This is a genomic window from Catellatospora sichuanensis, from assembly GCF_007483665.1.
Classification (GTDB): Bacteria; Actinomycetota; Actinomycetes; order Mycobacteriales; family Micromonosporaceae; genus Catellatospora; species Catellatospora sichuanensis.
Genome location: NZ_VIQO01000001.1, coordinates 153,218 through 171,433, shown reverse-complemented (window position 1 = coordinate 171,433; position 18,216 = coordinate 153,218). Strand labels below are relative to the sequence as shown.

The window sequence follows — 18,216 nt, the reverse complement described above, 5'->3', positions numbered from 1 at the left end:
CGCGTCGCAGTCCTTCGTCGAGCCCGTCGACGCCGGACCGCCGCGGACGATCAGTCCGAGGTCACCGACGGGCTGCAGCGGCTCAGCGGTTGCGGGGCTGCAACCGGCGCGTCGGCTCGGCCGTCGTCGGGTCCTCCGGCCACGGGTGTCGCGGGTAGCGCCCCCGCAGCTCCGCACGGACCTGCGGATAGCCGTTGCGCCAGAAGGAGACCAGGTCACCGGTGACCGCGGCGGGCCGTCCGGCGGGGGAGAGCAGGTGCAGCACCACGGGCACCCGCCCGCCGGCCAGCCGGGGCGTCTGCGTCCAGCCGAACGCCTCCTGCACCTTCACCGCCAGCACCGGCGCAGCCGGATCGGCGTAGTCGATCCGGACCCGCGACCCGCTGGGCACCTCCAGCCGCTCCGGGGCGAGCTGGTCCAGCTGCGCCGCCTGCGCCCAGGGCAGCAGCCTGCGCAGCGCCCCGGCGACGTCGACCCGCTGCAGGTCGTCGCGGCGGCGCGCGGTGTGCAGCGCCCCGCCCAGCCACTGCCCGGCGTTCGCCAGCAGGGACTCGTCGTCGACCGCGGGCCACGGCTCGCCGAGGGCGAGGGCCAGGAACGCCAGGCGCTCGCGCAGCGCGGTCGCCTCGGGGGTCCAGCGCAGCAGCCGTAGCCCTTCCCGGCGCAGCCCTTCGGCGAGCGCCTGCGCCACGAGTTCCCGGTCGGGCCGGTCCAGCGGGCGCTCCGCCAGCACGATCGCACCCAGCCGGGTCACCTGCCGGGCCACCACGTCCCCGTCGGCCCAGGCGATCTCCGCACCGGTCACCAGCAGCGGTGCCGCGGCCTGCCGCGCGGTCGCCTCGTCGGTGGCCGCGGCCAGCCGGATCCGGGCGGTGCTGCTGCCCGGCTGCCGGTCCGCGGCGGCCACGGCCAGCCAGGGCACGCCGGTCAGCGGCGAGCCCGGCGGCAGCTCGGCGGCGGTGCCCCCGGCCATCAGATACGTCCGGCTGCCCGCACCCCGGATCCGCGCCACCCGCTCCGGGTAGGCCAGCCCGACGACCAGCGCACCGGCCAGGTCGTCGGTCATCCGGCCCTGGGCTCCGGTCTCGGGGTAGCCGCCGGTGCGCAGGCTGCCGGTCAGGCGGCGCACCTCGGTGCGCCAGGCCGCGCTCGCGGCCCCGTCGACGCCGTCGCGCAGCCGCCGCCAGCCCGCGGCCAGGTCGTCGGTCCCGATGGGAGCGTCCGCGCCGAGCAGCGCGACGACCTCGGCGGCCCGGTGTGGGCCGAGTTCACCGGCGGCGTCCAGCAGGGCCCGGGCCAGGCGCGGGTGCGCGCCGACACCCGCGATGGCCCGGCCGCGCCCGGTGACCCGCCCGTCGCCGTCGAGCGCGCCCAGCGCGGTCAGCGTCTCCCGGGCCACCGCCGCGGCGGCCGCCGGTGGCTGGTCGAGCAGGGCCAGCCCCGCGCCGTCCGCACTGGACCAGCAGGCCAGTTGCAGTACGAACGCGGTCAGGTCGGCAGAGGCGATCTCAGGGTCGGGATGCTCGGGCAGGCGGTCGTGCTCGGCCTGCGACCAGCACCGGTACACCACACCTGGCCCCTCGCGCCCGGCGCGTCCGGCCCGCTGGTGCGCCGAGGCCCGCGAGGCCCGCACCGTGACCAGCGAGCCCAGCCCGCGGCCGAGGTCGGTACGCGGCACCCGGGCCAGCCCCGCGTCGACGACGACGCGTACGCCCGGGACGGTCAGGCTGCTCTCGGCGACCGCGGTGGCCAGCACGACGCGGCGGCGCGGTCCCGGCCGCAGCGCGGCGTCCTGGGTGCCCGCGGCCTGACGGCCGTGCAGGGTGAGCAGGTCCACCTGGGCGCGTTGCCCCGACAGCCGCCCGGCGACACCGTCGATCTCGCCCGCACCCGGCAGGAACACCAGCAGGTCCCCGTCGGCCTCGGCCAGCGCCTGCCGGATCACGGCGGCGACGTGGTCGAGCAGGCGCGGGTCGACGCGCAAGCCGTACGGCGCGTTCACCGGGCCGGTGGGCGGCCGCCAGCGGACGTCGATCGGGAACGGCGTGCCGGCCGCGGTGACCACGGGGGTGCCCGCACCGAGCGCGTCGGCGAGGCGTTCGGCCTGCGCGGTCGCGGACGCGGCAACCAGCCGCAGGTCGGGGCGCAGCGCGGCGCGTACGTCGGTGGTGAAGGCCAGGGCCAGGTCGGAGTCCAGCTGGCGCTCGTGCACCTCGTCGAGCAGGATCGCGTCGACCCCGGCCAGCTCGGGGTCGTGCTGCAGGCGCTGCACCAGCAGGCCGGTGGTGACCACCTCGATCCGGGTGGCGGCGCTGGTGCGGCTGTCGCCGCGCACGCTGTAGCCGACGGGGCCGCCCAGCGGCGTGCCGGTGAGCTCGGCCATCCGGCGGGCCGCGGCGCGGGCGGCCACCCGGCGCGGCTCGGCGACGATCACCCGCCCGGTGACCTCGCCCGCCAGCGCCAGCGGCGCGAGCGTGGTCTTGCCCGATCCCGGCGGCGCGACCAGCACCGCCGCACCGTGCCCGGACAGCGCCGCGAGCAGCGCGGGCAGCGCCTCCCGCACCGGGAGGTCGGTTCCAGCCGCGTCACGAAGCACCCGCCCAGTCTGCCGGACGGCCCTGGACGGAAAGCTCGGCGGTGCTGCAACCTGACGGCGGCCCGGCCCGTGTCCTGAGGGTGACAGTGTCAGATTTCGAGGCGTTCTACCGCGGCACCGCCCCGCGGTTGATGCGCTTCGCGTACGGCCTCACGGGTGGCCTGGCCGAGGCGCAGGACTTCACCCAGGAGGCGTACGCCCGTGCCTGGCAGCGCTGGCCCGCCCTGCAGCGCTACGACAACCCCGAGGCGTGGCTGCGGCTGGTGGTGACCCGGCTGGCCACCGACTGGTGGCGGCGGCTGACCGTGCGCCGGGCCGCGGGCCTGGCCGAACCTCCGAACGTGCCGCCACCCGACGAGGAGCTGATGACCGTCGTCGCGGCGCTGAAGAAGCTGCCCATCGACCAGCGTCGCGTGCTGGCGATGCATTACCTGCTCGACCAGTCCGTGGCGGAGATCGCCGTGGAGCTGTCGGTGCCGGTCAACACCGTCAAGTCCTGGCTCGCCCGTGGCCGGGCCGGCCTCGCCGTCGCACTGGGGGAGCGCAGCCATGTCAACTGAGCTGGACCGCCTCTACGCGAGGCTGGCCGATCGCGTGGACGCGGTGCCGCCCCCGGAACTGTCCGCGGTGCGGGTCCGGGCTGCCCAGCGCCGCCGCCGGTCGTTCGGCGGCCTGCTCGCCGCCGGGGCGGCCGTCGTCGCCGCGCTGTTCGGCGCGCAGGCGGTGCTGGCACCCGCGGTCACCCCGGTGCGGCCGGTGCTGCCGGTGCTGCCCGCCACGACGGACTTCATCCCCTTCGACGGCTCCGCCGAGCCGGTCATCCGCTTTGCGGGACCGGTGCGCTTCGGCATGGCCTCGACGTCCGGCGACCGGTCTTTCGCCATGTGGATGGCCGAGGACGGCACCGAGTGGGTCGGCGGGATCGACCTGGCCACGGGCCGGGCGCTGTGGCCGCCGCGGTCGCTGGGCAAGTTCGGCGACACCAACGGCATGGAGGTGTCGGCGGGGGCGATCCTGCTGCTCACCGAGCAGGGCTTCGACAACCCGCTGATCAAGGACGGCAGCGACACGATCATCGCGGTCGATCCGGTCACCGGGAAGATCATGTGGACGCTGCCGTACTCCTTCAACGACACCGACCGGGTCCTCTACGACGACACCCTCGTGATCACCTGGGTGCAGCGCGGTGTGACCGAGGCGCTCGACCTGCGTACCGGCAAGGCGCGGTGGACGGTCACCGAGCGGGTGGCGCAGTCGGGCACCAACGCGATGCGCACCATGGCCGAGCTGTACGCGGTGGGCGGCTTCGCCGACCGGGTGCCCGCGGACCGGCGCGTCGTGCTGCACCTGGCCGACGGTCGGGTGCAGCTGCGGGACGTGGCCAGCGGCCGGGTGGAGCGGGAACTCGCCGCGCCGGTGCTGTCACCTGGCGGGGACCGGCTGCGCCGGGAGTCGGTGGTCGACGGGACGCTGTACCAGTTCGCCGGGGACAAGGCCGGCACGCTGCCGCTCGACGGGTCGGCCGCGGCGAGCGAGGTGCCGTTCCCGGACAGCGTCGGCGGGGCCACGCCATGCGTCACCGGCGGCCTGTTCTGCGCCGTCACCGACGACACCGGCGAGAGCGCCAAGCTGACCGTCGTGGACCCGCGCACCGGCGCGACGGTCTGGCAGCGCGAGCTGAAGGCCATGGTGCGGGGGGTGCTGCCCGCGGCGGCGGGACTTCTCGCCATGGGCGAGCCGTCCTCGGTCTTCGCCGTCGACGGCACGCCGCTGGCCGGCCTGGAAGGTCAGGCCATGTGGATCGAGTCCGGCAACCTGCTGGTCATCGGCCAGGCCGGCATCTCGGGCCACCAGCTGGCCACCGGCGAGAACGTCGCCCTCGGGCAGTTGGCGGTCACCGGGTACTGCTCCGCGAACGCGACGATGCTGACCTGCCCGACCAAGGACGGGATCGGCGTCTACCGGTTTGCCCGCTGAACAGCGCGGCGCCCCGCCCGGACCGGGTGGGGCGCCGCACTCGACCAGCTCAGGGGCGGATGAAGCCGATCATCGGCGTGGTCGTCGCGATCTGCAGCATCAGCGCCGCGGTGACCACGGCGAACGGCCACACCCGGGGCGAGCGGGCGCACACCCAGGCCACCGGGATCATCAGGAACACCGCGAGGAAGATCCAGAGCCGGGTGGTCTCGCCGCGGTTGATCCCGAGCAGGTCGAGGAAGGCCAGCACGGCCAGCCCGGACAGGGTCAGCGCGGCGATCGGGCGCAGCACACCGCGGCGCACCGCGTCCCACGCGGCGTACCCGACCAGCACGGTGGCCGCGAACCCGGCGCAGAGCGCGAAGTCGCCGAGGTTGCGCACCACCCACACGTCGTACGGCCGGTGCGCGCGCTCGTTGAAGTCGGTCGCGTCGGCCAGCACCTCGGCCAGGTTCACGAACAGGTCGTAGCCGAACAGCAGCTTCGTGCCGAGGTACGCCCCGGCGAAAGCGGCAAGCGTCAACGACACCAGCTTGAGCAGCCCCACCCAGTCCAGCTGCCGCCGGTACAGCGCCAGCGCGGCCAGCGCCGCGAACGTCAGCCCCATCACCAGCGGCAGCGGCTCGAAGAAGAACACCAGGTAGAGCGACGCGCCCAGGCCCACCGCCCAGCCCCAGTGCGCGGCGCGCAGGTAACGCGTGAACAGCCACAGCGACAGCAGGATCGGCACCGGCGAGACGGCGTTGAGGATGGGCAGGAAGTACAGCCGACCCGGCACCAGCAGGCAGAGGATCAGGGCGTACAGCGCCACCCGGCGGTCGCCGAGCACCTCGCGCACCACCAGGTAGACCAGCAGCGCGCACAGGCTGGACACCGCGACGACTCCGATGCCGAGCGCGGCCGGGTTCGTGGTGACGGTGGTGAGCAGGTGGTAGAGCAGCGTCTTGCCGGGCATGTTCGAGCGGGCGTGCTGCGGCAGCGCGTGCACGATCTCCTCGAAGCGCGTCAGGTACTCGTACGCGGTGAAGCGCAGCGCCGGTGAATAGAACGAGTTCGCCCGGTCGCTGCCGACGATCGAGCCCAGCGACACCTCGTCGGCGGCGCGCACCACCAGCTGCAGCGGGACGGCGGCGGCCAGCCACATGGCGACCGCCAGCCGCTCCCGGCGCTCGCCGAGGCGGTGGGTCAGCCACAGCAGGGCCAGCACCGCGGCCACGCCGCCCGCGAACGGCAGCAGCATCTCCCAGGAGAACGTGTGGACGTAGCGGTAGCGCCACGCGCCCGCCCGCGAACCCGCGGGCAGCAGTTGCAGCGCGGCGAGCACCGCGGCGACCACGGTGAGGCCCGCACCCGCCAGCACGGCGATCGCGACCGGGCGCGGGGTCCGGCCCGCGGCGGGCACGGGTACCGGCACCGGGGCGGCGGGGCGGGTCCGTTCAGCGGTGAGCAGCGAGCCGTCGTGCACTTTCGATCCCTTCGGTGGCGGGTCGACTTCAAGCCCGCGCACACGTGGGGCGCGGGTCCGGGTTACTGATAAAGAACGGTCCTTTCGTGAGGGGGATACGCGGGCGTACGCCCGGCGGTCAGTCCGTGCGGCCCGGCGGCCCGCAGCGCCGGTGCGCGACGACCGGCGCGGGTTAGGGTGTTCGCCGGAGTGGGCGAGTGACCGGGGAGGCGCCGATGAGCACGGTGCGTGAGGCGTACTGATGAGGCTCGACATCGACACCGCCAGCGCCGTGCCGCCGTACGAGCAGGTGCGGGCGGGTGTCGCCGCGATGATCGCCGACGGGACGCTGGCCCCCGGCGCGCACCTGCCCACGATCCGGCAGCTCGCCGCGGACCTCGGCCTGGCCGTGAACACCGTGGCCCGCTCGTACCGCGAGCTGGAGGCCGCGGGCCTGGTGGTGAGCCGGGTGCGGCACGGCACCACGGTCGCCGAGCGCCGCCCCGATCTGCCGCCCGCCGAGGCGATGGCCAGGCTCGACGAGGCCGCGCGGGCATACCGCACCGCCGCTCGCGCGCTGGGGGTCAGCCTTGACGGCGCGGTCCAGGCGCTGCGCCGGGTCGACGCGGAGCAGGCGGCTCCCGACCGGACCGGTCCCGCCCGCGGCTGACCACCCGGGGGCAAGCCGGGCTGGTTGCCGCATTTCGGTCATATGCTGGGCGGGTGGCGGACGGGGAGGCGGGACGCTACCTGGCGATCGCCGATCATGGGCTGATCGGCGACATGCGCAGCGTGGCACTGGTCGGTGTGAACGGCACCATCGACTGGTACTGCTGCCCGCGGTTCGACTCGCCCAGCGTCTTCGCCTCGCTGCTGGACGCCGACCGCGGTGGGCGGTTCGAGCTCGCTGCGGCCGTCCCGGCGCAGACCAAGCAGTTCTACTTCCCCGACACCAACGTCCTGATCACGCGCTTCTACGCCTACGACGGGGTGGGGGAGATCCAGGACTTCATGCCCATCGTCGGCGACCCCACTGAGGCGGGGCGGCACCGGCTGATCCGCCGGGTGATCTGCGTACGCGGCAAGCTGCCCTTCGCCGCGCTGGTCGCGCCCCGCTTCGACTACGGGCGCCAGGCGCACATGCTGCGCCGCGACGGCGACCGGGTCCTGTTCGAGTGCCCGGTGCTGTCCCTGGCGCTGACCAGCAGCGTCGAGGTCACCGCGGAGGGCGGCGACGTGTGCGCGGCCTTCACCCTCGGCGAGGGCGAGACGGCGGTGTTCGCGCTGGACCGGGTCTCCGACCAGGTACAGCCCCGGTCGTGCCCGCTGGCGGAGGCGGAGGAGCAGTTCAACGACACGGTGCGCTACTGGCGGAGCTGGCTGTCCACGTCGCGGTACCGGGGCCGGTGGCGCGAGATGGTGCACCGCTCGGCGCTCACCCTGAAGCTGATGACGTACGCGCCGACGGGTGCGATCGTCGCGGCCGCCACGACCAGCCTGCCGGAGCAGATCGGCGGCGAGCGCAACTGGGACTACCGCTACGTGTGGATCCGCGACGCCGCGTTCTGCGTGTACGCGCTGCTGCGCCTGGGCTTCACCGGGGAGGCGTCGGCGTTCATGGACTTCCTGGAACGCCACGTGGCGATGCGGGGCGACGGCCCGGACGGCCCGCTGCAGATCATGTACGGCATCGACGGCCGCACCGACCTGCCGGAGCAGGAGTTGACGCATCTGGAGGGCTACCGCGGCTCGGCCCCGGTGCGCGTCGGCAACAACGCGGTGGGCCAGTTGCAGCTGGACATCTACGGCGCGCTCATCGATTCGATCTACCTGTACGACAAGTGGGCCCAGCCGATCTCCAGCGACCGCTGGGAAGAGGTGTCGGAGCTGGTCGAGTGGGTGTGCGGGCACTGGGACCAGCCGGACGAGGGCATCTGGGAGACCCGCGGCGGCCGCAAGAACTTCCTGTACTCGCGGCTCATGTGCTGGGTGGCGATCGAGCGCGCGATCCGCATGGCCAACCGCCGTGGCCTGCCCGCCGACCTGCGTCGCTGGCGGGAGACGCGGGACGCGGTCTACCACCAGATCATGCGCAAGGGCTGGTCGCCGGAGCGCGCGGCGTTCACCCAGCACGAGGACGACGACGTGCTCGACGCCGCGGTGCTGATGATGCCGCTGTCGAAGTTCGTCTCGCCGACCGATCCGAAATGGCTGTCCACGCTGGACGCGCTCGGCCACGACCTGGTCTCGGACTCCCTGGTCTACCGCTACGACCCGAAGGTCAGCCCCGACGGCCTGCGCGGCGCCGAGGGCACCTTCTCCATCTGCTCGTTCTGGTACGTCGAGGCGCTGTCGCGCGCGGGCCGCCTCGACGAGGCCCGGCTCGCGTTCGAGAAGATGCTCACCTACGCCAACCACGTGGGCCTGTTCGCCGAGCAGATCGGCCACACCGGAGAGCAGCTCGGCAACTTCCCCCAGGCCTTCACCCACCTGGCCCTGATCAGCGCCGCCTTCAACCTGGACCGCGCCCTCGGCTGACCCCCTCCCGAGCATTGATCATGAACTTGTGGCACGGTTCGACGGCGTGTCGCCGCCATAACTTCATGATCAACTGCCCGGGATGTGGGCGCGGGGCGGTGCGGCGGCGGGCGGGAGCGGGCGGAGATTGTTAGGCTGGGCGGTGGGCCGTGACTGGCGCGCTGGGATGGGTCACCATCGGGGAGCGGCTCCGTCGTCGTGACGCTGTGCCGAGCGCCTGGGCCTCTTCCGTGTCGTCTTGGAGGTCCGATGTCTGACGCGTCTCTGTCCAGCGAATCCCAGGCCTACCGCCACGCGCTGGACGCCATCCGTGCCGTCGAGCCGGCGGTCGCCGCCGCGATCGGCGCCGAACTCACCGACCAGCGCGAGTCGCTGAAGCTGATCGCCAGTGAGAACTACGCGTCGCCCGCGACGCTGCTGGCCATGGGCAACTGGTTCAGCGACAAGTACGCCGAGGGCACGGTCGGCCGCCGCTTCTATGCCGGCTGCAAGAACGTCGACACCGTCGAGGCGCTGGCCGCGCAGCACGCCCGCGAGCTGTTCGGGGCGCAGCACGCCTACGTGCAGCCGCACTCCGGCATCGACGCGAACCTGGTCGCCTTCTGGGCGGTGCTCGCCCAGCGGGTGGAGAGCCCGGCGCTGGCCAAGGCGCAGGCCCGCCACGTCAACGACCTGAACGAGGCCGACTGGGCGGCGCTGCGCCGCGAGCTCGGCGACCAGCGCATGCTCGGCATGTCGCTGGACGCGGGCGGCCACCTCACGCACGGCTTCCGCCCCAACATCTCCGGCAAGATGTTCGAGCAGCGCAGCTACGGCACCGACCCGGCGACGGGCCTGGTCGACTACGACGCGCTGGCCAAGTCGGCGCGCGAGTTCCGGCCGCTGATCATCGTGGCGGGCTACTCGGCGTACCCGCGGCTGGTGAACTTCCGGATCATGCGCGAGATCGCCGACGAGGTCGGCGCGACCCTGCTGGTCGACATGGCGCACTTCGCGGGCCTCGTCGCGGGCAAGGTGCTGACCGGCGACTTCGACCCGATCCCGAATGCGCAGATCGTCACCACCACCACGCACAAGTCGCTGCGCGGCCCGCGCGGCGGCATGGTGCTGTGCCAGACCGAGCTGGCCGACCAGGTCGACCGCGGCTGCCCGATGGTGCTCGGCGGCCCGCTGCCGCACGTCATGGCAGCCAAGGCGGTCGCGCTGGCCGAGGCCCGGCGGCCGGAGTTCCGCGACTACGCCCAGCGCATCGTCGACAACGCGCACGCACTGGCCCAGGGCCTGCTGCGGCGCGGCGCCAAGCTGGTCACCGGCGGCACCGACAACCACCTGGTGCTGCTCGACGTGTCGTCGTACGGCATCACCGGCCGCCAGGCCGAGTCGGCGCTGCTGGACTCGAACATCGTCACCAACCGCAACGCGGTGCCGCAGGACCGCAACGGCGCCTGGTACACCTCCGGCATCCGGCTGGGCACCCCGGCGCTGACCACGCGCGGTCTGGGCACGGCCGAGATGGACGAGATCGCCGACCTGATCCACACCGTGCTGGCGGGCACCACGCCCGGCACCACCGACGGCAAGCCGTCCAAGGCGGCGTACGTGCTGGCCGACGGCGTCGCCGACCGGGTCGCCGGGCAGACCACCGACCTGCTCAAGGGCTTCCCGCTGTACCCGACGATCGACCTGGGCTGAGCAGGATCCACCGGATCCCGACGAGCCGTGGTCGCCGGAACGACCACGGCTCGTCGGGATCGGTACCTTGTCCCGGCCCTCTACCGTCGGCGTATGGAGACTTGGGTTGTCCTGATCCTGGGCGGGCTGCTGGTGCTGGTGGTCGTGGGGTTCGCCGCCGACCACCGAAGGATCGAGCGGGCGGGCAGGCGCCGGCAGCCGGACCACACCGTCCACTCCGTCAGCGACGGCATGGGCTATTACGGCTCCGGTTCCGACGAGGACCGGCCCGCCCGGGACGGGGACTCCGGCGGGGGCTGGGGTGGCGGCTCAGGTGATTCCGGCGGTGGCGGCGGGGATTCCGGCGGCGGTGGGGGTTCCTGACGGCGGTGGGGTTCCTGACGGCGTGTGCCGATGGCGCGGGACGTCTACATTGGCCCGATGGATTCGATGCTCCTTCTCCTCGCCGGATTGGCGTGCCTGTTCCTCGTCGTCATCGTGGTCGTGGTGGTGAGCGTCGCCGCGTCCCGCGGCACCGCGCGCCAGGGCCCGGGGCCCAAGCGACGCCCCGGTGGGTACGTCGGGCCCGTGCACAGCGGTTCCACCTCCGGTGACCAGGTCTGGACCGAGGAACAGACCTGGGTCCACAACGCGGGCGGCAGTGGCTGGTCGGGCAGCTCGGACTCCGGCGGCTCGTCGGGCGGGAGCGACTCCGGTGGCGGCTGGTCCGGTGGCGGCAGCAGCGACTCCGGCGGCAGCTCGTCCGGTGGCGGCGGCAGCGATTCCGGCAGCAGCAGTTCCAGCAGCAGTTCCTAGGGAGTATGCGAAAGGCCCCGTCCTCGCCGTGCGGCGGGAACGGGGCCTTCGTCGTGCGGATGCGTCAGCGCTTGGCCGGCGTCCCGCCGACCTCGTCGACCGCGATCAGCGAGATCAGGTCGTTGATGTCCTTGCCGACGTACGCGACGTCACCCGCCGCGTAGTAGCGGCAGATGCCCGAGTCGAGCACGACCGGCTTGGTGCCGTGCTCGCAGGCGACCGCGCGGTGTCCCGCGGCGACCTGCAGCGAGCTGATGTCATCGTTGCCCGCCTCGCCGAGCTCGTTGCGTGACGCCTCGAAGATGCCCAGACCCAGCGAAGACTCGCCGCCCTCGAAGTCCTGGTCGGAGTACGCGGTGAGGTTTGCTCCCTTGACCGGGTCACCCGAGACCAGCAGCAGCGAGATGGCGTCGTCGAGGTCGGTGCCGGTCAGCGTGTGCTCCCCGGCCGGGAAGGACCGGCAGCGGCCGAGCGTGGCCACGCCGGCCCCGCTGCTGCCGTCACCGGCACAGGCGACCAGCCGGTAGCCCGGTTCCAGGCGCAGCGAGGTGATCGCGTTGTCGCCGACGCCCGCCAGCTCGCCCCGGGTGCCCTCGTGGACCCCGGCCTCGAAGCTCTGGCTCTTGCCCTTGCCCTTGGCCTCGGAGAACACGGTCACCGGCGGCCCGACGACGCCGATCAGCGAGATCTTGTCGTTGAGCGCGCCGATGGCAGCGTGCTCGCCGCTGCCGAGGATGCGGCAGACGCCGAGGTCGCCACTGGCGGAGCGGTCCTTGTCGCACGCGATCAGCCGGTATCCCGCGCCGATCTTCAGCGAGCTGATCGAGGTGCTCTCGCCGCCGCCGAGCTCGCCCGCGACCGACTCGTGCATGCCCGCGCCCAGCGGCTGCGCGGTGCCCTTGAGGCCGGTCTCGCCGTAGCCCACGACGCCCTTGCCCTCGACCGGTCCGCCGAAGACCGCCAGCGACGAGATCTTGTCGTTGAAGTCGCCGAGCGCGCCGTGCTCGCCGGGCCCGAAGTAGCGGCAGGTGCCGAGATCGGGCGCGGTCGCCGAGCTGTCGCAGGCGACGGCCCGGTAGCCGCCGGCCACCCGCAGGGAGCTGGCGGTGTTGTCCTTGACCTTGCCGAACGCGGCGGTGTCGAAGATCCCGGTGCCCAGGCCCTTCGACTCGCCCTTGAAACCGCTGTCGGAGTACAGCGTCACCGGCGAGCCGGTCTCCTTGCGCACGTACCGCACGCGCAGCACCTTGGCACCGGAGTCGGTGGCGTCACCGCTCTTGGTGTACAGCGTGGTGAAGTAGAGCCCGTCGGGTCCCGGGGCGAGGCCGGCGACGCTGGTCTTGCCGCTGCCGGTGTACTCGATCAGGGTCTTCGGGTCGTCGACCGAGCCGTCGTCGTTGAACGAGAACTCGACGATCTTCTTGCCGCGCCGCTGCGGTCCGCTGGCGTAGGTCGGTCCGCTCAGGGTGACGAAGCCGTTGCCGTACTTCTCCTGCGGGAAGCCGCCCGCGTGGTAGACGTCGGGTTCGGTGAACGCGATGTTGACCGGTCCCTCAGTCTCCTTCCAGTTGTAGAGGGCGTTCTTGGTCAGGCCGCTGGCGCCGCCGGTCCAGTGGTAGCGGCCGCCCTTGGTGATCCGGGCCAGCCGGTCGTTGACCGACGGGCCGTTCTCCACCGAGTAGTGCTGGCCGTCCGTGGCCCGCCACGCGCCCCCGAAGGGGTTGCGCAGCCCGTACGCCCAGATGTAGTCCTTGGCCTGGAACTTGCCGGTGCCCTTGTAGAACGGGTTGTCGCTCGGTGCGGTGCCGTCCAGGTTCATCCGCAGCACCTTGCCGCGGAACGAGTCCATGTCCTCGGCGGTGTCGGCGATGAAACCGTCCCCCATGTGCACGTAGAGCTTGCCGTCCGGGCCGAGGCTCAGGTTCGAGATCTGGTGCGAGGTCGACTGCTCCTCGTCCGGCATCTTGATGATCGTGGTCTTGGTCGCGGCGGTCAGGCCGCCGTCCTCGCTGTGGAAGCGCACGATCTTCGGCAGCAGGTCGCCGTCGTCCTTGTACAGCATGGACACGAACAGGTCGCCGGTCTTGGGCTCGACCACGATGCCGGTCACGCCCATCTCGCCGGTGCCCGGGAACTGCGCGCTCGGGTCGAAGTCGAGCAGGTCGTCGGCGTAGGTGTGCTTCTTGAAGTCGCCGGTCACGACGCGGATGCGGCCGTACAGCTCGGTGACGTAGAACAGCGGCTTGCTCGGGTCACCCGAGTAGCTCGGCACCATCGCGATGTTCACCGGCAGCGCGAGATCGCCGGTGACCTCCTCGACCACGAAACCGGGCTGGTGGATCTTCCAGTCGCCCGCACCGGGCAGCGGCTTGCGCTCGACGTCGGTCTTGAACGGCCGGGTGGAGTACGCGCTCCACGCGCCGCTCGCGTCGCGGTGACGCACCCGCAGCGTGTAGGCCTTGTCTGCGATCAGGTCCTTGCGGCCGACGAAACCGTTCTCGAACACCCCGTCACCCAGGTGCACGTGCACCCGGCCGGTGCCGCTGGCGCAGGAGTCGAACCAGACCCGTTCGCCGGAGCCGGCGTTGCCGGCCCAGATCTCCCAGTCGGTGCACAGGTGGGCGTCGCCGGCGTCGTTGTTCTGCATCGCCCGCGTCTCCATGTGCACGTCGGCGGCGCTGAGCAGTCTGTTGTCCTTCTCCGGCTCGGTGATGACCGGGGCCGCGGGGCCCGCGGCGCGGGCGGCTACCGGGGCCGGGGCGGCCGCGGTGCCGAACATCAGGACAGCGGACAGCAGTGAAGTGCCGAGCGCGCCTGCTCTCAATCCGTTATTCATGCTGGATATGCCTCCTGAAATGTCATCAAATGCGACAAACCAGGTCAGGCTACCTATAGCGCAGAGTGGTAGAAAGCGCACGCGCCGTGCAGACGTGTCTCGGCACGGTCGGCGGTCAACCGGTGCGCGGCACGGGTGCGGGGAGGAGCGCCCACGCGCCGCGCCCGGCCGCCATGGGGAGCAGGCACGCCATGGACGGACGATGGGACCAGCAGGGGTGCGTCCTGCTGGTCCCACTGGGATAGCGCCGGGCGTCGCCCGGGTGTCACACACGTGCCGTCAGCTGGTCCGCGTCTTCCTCGCCGAGGGTGCGGGGTTGGCCTTGCTCGGCTTCGGCGAGGGCCCGTTGCCGGGATTCGTGCTGGGCCGGCCGCCGTTCGGCTCGATCAGCTCGGTGCAGTAGCCGGTCAGATCCTGCCCGGCCGCCGCGGCGACCAGCGCAGCGAACTTCGGGCTGTCCGTCGCCTTCGGCTTGTCCTTGTCCGCGGTGGCCAGGAACGAGCGGCACAGGCCGTGCAGGCTCGGCGCAGCCGAGGCCGAGGTCGAGGGCAGCGCCGTCGGCGAACCGCTCGGCGACGGCGAGGCGTGGTGGCCCGGTGTGGTGCCCGGCCGGGACTTCGACGGCGACACCGGCGACTGCGGGCCGATCGGGAACGGGTTGGGCAGCACGCCCGAGTGGGCCGCGAAGGCGACGCCCCCGACCGCCAGCCCGGCGACGATCGCCCCGACCTTCAGCGCGAGGGCCCGTCGCAGCGTGTGGCGCTTGCGCGCCACCGGCTGCGGGTACGCGGCGCGGAAGGCGGCCAGCACCGTGGCCGCCCCGGCGAGTTCCTCGGGCCGCCCCGGTGCGGCGGCACGGGCCAGCAGGTCGCCGACCGGTCCCTGGTCGGCGGCCTGTGTCCGGGCGCCATCGAGCAGCCGCTCGCTCGTACCGGGTTCGAACCCACCGGTCGTGGAAAAATCGCTCATGTCACCTCGTTGAGCGTCGGGTCCGCGCCGGGTGTCACTGCATCGCCATCGTGACGTGCGCCACCCAGCACCTCGGCCAGCCGCCGCAGCCCCCGGTGCGCGGCCATGCGCACCGCGCCGGGCCGCTTGCCGAGCACATCGGCGGCCGACCGGGCGTCGAGGCCCATCACCGCCCGCAGCAGCACCGCCTCGGCCTGGTCGGCGGGCAGCGAGGCGATGAGCGACAGCGCGCCGTCGGTCGTCATCAGCTGCTCGGCGGAGGCCGCGGTGTCGTCGGCTGCGGGCAGGTCCGCCATCGCCTCGACCGGGAACGGCACCGACGGGCGGCGCTGATGGTGGCGCAGGTGGTCCATGGCCCGGTGCCGGCCCACGGTCGCCGCCCAGCGCCGGAAACCGCCCTCGTCGCCACGGAACGTGTGCAGGTCGCGCACGATCTGCAGCCAGGTCTCGGAGGCGACGTCCTCGGCGTCGGAGCCGACGAGCATCCGCAGATAGCGCAGCAGTCCGGGCTGAACCGCCAGGTAGAGGCTGTTGAACGCCGCCTCGTCGCCGTGCCGGGCCGCATCGATCGCCGCCGTCAGGTCGGCAGCATGGGGCCGCAGCTCGGTCACCGGCAGCTCCCCTCCCCACACGTCCCTGAGCGCATGATTGTGCACACATCCCACCCGCCTGTGCGAACCGGCCGTCCCCCGTCCAGGGATACGCGTCACTCGGTGTGACGTTCGGCGGGCGTGCGGCGCTCTACCGGTGGCGCATCTCGTGCGCGGTGACAGGCCTCCTCAGGAGGCGAGGGCTAGGTCAGGGCAGCAGGGGATGAGCAGAAGAAAAGGCGCGAACCGGCCGGTGTTCGTGGATCGTACGGGCCGCAGGCGGCGCCTGTTCACCGTGCTCGCCGCCGGCGGCGGGGCGGCACTCACCCTGATGCTGGGGATCATGGTGGCCGGTTTCCTCGGGGTGGAGGGAGCGGGCCTGCCCGGCCTGCCCCAGTTGCTGCCCGACCGTCCCGCGGCCGAGGAGTCGCCCGACCCCGCGCCGGCCGCCTCGACGGAGCCGCGGCCACAGCCGGTCCCGGCGCCTTCCGCATCGCCGACGAAGACCACCGGTAAGCCGAGTGCCGCGCCCACGTCCTCGTCGTCCGTACGCGGCAACCGGCCCACTGACCGGCCGCATCCGACCCAGTCGAAAAAGAAGTAGCGATGCCGCGACACGCGAGACGGCGCGAGTCCCCACGCCGGGCGCCCAAGGCGCACTGGCTGCTGCTGGCGCTGTCCCTGGCGCTCGCCCTGGCCGGGCTGTCCCTCAACGGCTACGTCGAGCACATCGGCGCGGAGGGCAGCGGCCCGCACCCGGTCACCGACGAGCGCCCCGCCCCTGACGAGGTGGTCGACGGCGGCCCGGTGCAGCGCCTCGCCGCCGACGGCACGGTGACCACGCGCGCGATGCCGGCCAAGACGATCGCCCTGACCTTCGACGACGGCCCCGACCCGCGCTGGACGCCGGCGATCCTCGACGTGCTGCGCCGCCATGCCGCGGCCGGCACCTTCTTCGCCGTCGGCGCGCAGGTCAACCAGCACCCCGACGTCGCGCGGCAGATCGTCGACAGCGGCAGCGAGGTCGCCGCGCACACGTTCACCCACCTCGACCTGAGCGCCGCGCCGGCCTGGCAGCGCTCGGCGGAGACGACGCTGACCGGCAACGCGATCGCCGCCGCGACCGGCCTGCGCCCGACGCTGATGCGCCCGCCCTACTCGGCGACCCCGGACGCGGTGACCGTGCCCGCGTACGGGGCGATGCGGCAGGCCGCCGACGAGGGTTACCTCACCGTGCTGGCCGACCTCGACACGAAAGACTGGAGCCGGCCCGGCGTCGACGCCATCGTCGCCGCGGCCACGCCCGCCCGCGGCGCGGGCGCGATCGTGATGATGCACGACGCCGGCGGCGACCGCTCGCAGACCGTGGCCGCACTGGAGATCCTCATCCCGAGGCTCCAGCAGCAGGGCTACCGCTTCACCACGGTGTCGCAGGCCATGGAGCTGCCGGCCACGCCCGCCGCGCCCACCGGGCAGCGGGTGCGCGGGCACGCCCTGCGTTACGCGCAACTCGGCGCCGGCTGGCTGGCCGGCGCGATGACCTGGCTCATGCTCGCCGCCGTGGTGCTCGCCGTGCTGCGGCTGATCGTCCAGGTGTGGTGCGCCCGCGTGCACGTGCGCCGGGTGCGCAAGCTGTCCCGCAAGCGCAAGCGGTACGTCGGCGCGGTGTCGGTGATCGTGCCCGCCTACAACGAGTCGGCCAACATCGAGGCGACGGTGCGCTCGCTGATCGCCAGCGACTACCCGAACGTCGAGGTCATCGTCGTCGACGACGGCTCCACCGACGGCACCGCCGAGCTGGTGCGCCGACTGCGGCTGCCGAACGTGTACGTGGTGGAGCAGGAGAACGCGGGCAAGCCGACCGCGCTGAACACCGGCGTCATGTTCGCCCGCGGCGACATCCTGGTGATGGTCGACGGCGACACGGTCTTCGAACCCGATGCGGTCGGCGAGCTGGTGCAGCCGCTGGCCGACCCCGGGGTGGGCGCGGTGTCCGGCAACACCAAGGTGGCCAACCGCGGCGGGCTGCTGGGCCGCTGGCAGCACCTCGAGTACGTGATCGGATTCAACCTGGACCGCCGCATGTTCGACATCCTGCAGTGCATGCCGACCGTGCCCGGCGCGATCGGCGCGTTCCGCCGCGAGGCGGTCGTCGAGGTCGGCGGCGTGTCCACGCAGACCCTCGCGGAGGACACCGACTTCACCATGGCGATCATCCGGGCCGGGTGGCGTGTGGTCTACGCGCCCGAGGCCGTCGCCTGGACCGAGGTGCCGGCCTCGCTGCGGCAGCTGTGGCGGCAGCGCTACCGGTGGTGCTACGGCACGATGCAGGCGATGTGGAAGCACCGCCGGGCGCTCACCGAGGGCGGGGCGTCGGGGCGGCTGGGCCGCCGCGGCCTGTCCTACCTGACGCTGTTCCAGGTGCTGCTGCCGCTGTCCGCGCCGATGGTCGACGTCTACGGCGTGTACGGCGCGATCTTCCTGCCGCCGACGCAGGTGGCGGCGGTGTGGCTGGGCTTCACCATGGTCCAGGCGCTGACCGCGGCGTACGCCCTCAAGCTCGACGGGGAGCGCTACGGCCCGCTGTGGAGCCTGCCCCTGCAGCAGATCGTGTACCGGCAGCTGATGTACCTCGTGGTGATCCAGTCCACGGTCATGGCGCTGGTCGGTGACCGCCTGCGCTGGCACCGGATGGCCCGCACCGGCGCCGCCACCGCCCACGCCCGCACCAGCGCCTGAGTCTGAGCTATCAAGAACCGGAGCTCCGGCCCTGGCCCTT

General features: G+C 72.9%; 14 protein-coding genes and 1 riboswitch. Of the genes, 9 read left to right on the top strand and 5 right to left on the bottom strand.

Annotation, left to right across the window (positions count from 1 at the left end):
• Nucleotides 1-82: 82 nt before the first annotated feature.
• Nucleotides 83-2,596 (bottom strand): ATP-dependent helicase HrpB, encoded by a 2,514-nt coding sequence (hrpB, locus tag FLL47_RS15720; protein WP_144121267.1) that lies wholly within the window; start codon nt 2,594-2,596, stop codon nt 83-85.
• 86 nt (nt 2,597-2,682) lie between these two features.
• On the opposite strand from hrpB, the gene FLL47_RS15715 reads away from it, so the two are divergent.
• A complete protein-coding gene (locus FLL47_RS15715) occupies nt 2,683-3,156 on the top strand; it encodes an RNA polymerase sigma factor (protein ID WP_342780322.1) in 474 nt (157 codons plus the stop codon).
• On the top strand, nt 3,146-4,573 hold the full coding sequence (locus tag FLL47_RS15710; RefSeq protein WP_144121265.1) for an outer membrane protein assembly factor BamB family protein: 1,428 nt from the start codon (nt 3,146-3,148) through the stop codon (nt 4,571-4,573). Before FLL47_RS15715 ends, FLL47_RS15710 begins: the two co-directional genes overlap by 11 nt.
• A 49-nt stretch (nt 4,574-4,622) precedes the next feature.
• Here the strand turns inward: FLL47_RS15710 and FLL47_RS15705 are convergent, their stop codons facing one another.
• Nucleotides 4,623-6,038, bottom strand: a complete 1,416-nt coding sequence (locus FLL47_RS15705) for a hypothetical protein (protein ID WP_144121264.1) — start codon at nt 6,036-6,038, stop codon at nt 4,623-4,625.
• Nucleotides 6,039-6,279: 241 nt separating this feature from the next.
• Here FLL47_RS15705 and FLL47_RS15700 point away from each other — a divergent pair, with 241 nt between their 5' ends.
• From FLL47_RS15700 to FLL47_RS15680, 5 genes are all read left to right on the top strand, one after another.
• Nucleotides 6,280-6,687 carry a GntR family transcriptional regulator gene (locus FLL47_RS15700; protein WP_144121263.1) on the top strand — a complete coding sequence of 136 codons (408 nt, stop codon included), beginning with the start codon at nt 6,280-6,282 and terminating at the stop codon, nt 6,685-6,687.
• A 53-nt stretch (nt 6,688-6,740) separates the two neighbouring features.
• A complete protein-coding gene (locus FLL47_RS15695; RefSeq protein ID WP_281286718.1) occupies nt 6,741-8,555 on the top strand; it encodes a glycoside hydrolase family 15 protein in 1,815 nt (604 codons plus the stop codon).
• Nucleotides 8,556-8,694: 139 nt separating this feature from the next.
• Nucleotides 8,695-8,785, top strand: a riboswitch (ZMP/ZTP riboswitch).
• A 19-nt stretch (nt 8,786-8,804) separates the two neighbouring features.
• The gene (locus FLL47_RS15690) at nt 8,805-10,247 is read left to right on the top strand and encodes a glycine hydroxymethyltransferase (protein ID WP_144121262.1); all 1,443 of its coding nucleotides are present in this window, start codon (nt 8,805-8,807) and stop codon (nt 10,245-10,247) included.
• A 93-nt stretch (nt 10,248-10,340) separates the two neighbouring features.
• Nucleotides 10,341-10,610, top strand: a complete 270-nt coding sequence (locus FLL47_RS15685; protein WP_144121261.1) for a hypothetical protein — start codon at nt 10,341-10,343, stop codon at nt 10,608-10,610.
• A 57-nt stretch (nt 10,611-10,667) separates the two neighbouring features.
• The gene (locus FLL47_RS15680) at nt 10,668-11,042 is read left to right on the top strand and encodes a hypothetical protein (RefSeq protein ID WP_144121260.1); all 375 of its coding nucleotides are present in this window, start codon (nt 10,668-10,670) and stop codon (nt 11,040-11,042) included.
• 64 nt (nt 11,043-11,106) lie between these two features.
• Here the strand turns inward: FLL47_RS15680 and FLL47_RS15675 are convergent, their stop codons facing one another.
• From FLL47_RS15675 to FLL47_RS15665, 3 genes are all read right to left on the bottom strand, one after another.
• Nucleotides 11,107-13,878, bottom strand: coding sequence for a PQQ-dependent sugar dehydrogenase (locus tag FLL47_RS15675; RefSeq protein ID WP_144121259.1), 2,772 nt, complete (start codon nt 13,876-13,878; stop codon nt 11,107-11,109).
• A gap of 279 nt (nt 13,879-14,157) precedes the next feature.
• Nucleotides 14,158-14,847 carry a hypothetical protein gene (locus FLL47_RS15670; protein ID WP_144121258.1) on the bottom strand — a complete coding sequence of 230 codons (690 nt, stop codon included), beginning with the start codon at nt 14,845-14,847 and terminating at the stop codon, nt 14,158-14,160.
• Entirely contained in the window at nt 14,844-15,458 is a 615-nt protein-coding gene (locus tag FLL47_RS15665) for an RNA polymerase sigma factor (RefSeq protein ID WP_246157978.1), read from the bottom strand. The genes FLL47_RS15670 and FLL47_RS15665 overlap by 4 nt, the downstream gene beginning before the upstream one ends.
• A 202-nt stretch (nt 15,459-15,660) precedes the next feature.
• On the opposite strand from FLL47_RS15665, the gene FLL47_RS15660 reads away from it, so the two are divergent.
• Together FLL47_RS15660 and FLL47_RS15655 are read left to right on the top strand one after the other, a co-directional pair.
• Nucleotides 15,661-16,041: a hypothetical protein gene (locus FLL47_RS15660; RefSeq protein ID WP_144121257.1), complete on the top strand. Its 381-nt coding sequence runs from the start codon at nt 15,661-15,663 to the stop codon at nt 16,039-16,041.
• Between the two features lie 2 nt (nt 16,042-16,043).
• Nucleotides 16,044-18,176 (top strand): bifunctional polysaccharide deacetylase/glycosyltransferase family 2 protein, encoded by a 2,133-nt coding sequence (locus tag FLL47_RS15655; protein ID WP_144121256.1) that lies wholly within the window; start codon nt 16,044-16,046, stop codon nt 18,174-18,176.
• Nucleotides 18,177-18,216 lie beyond the last annotated feature (40 nt).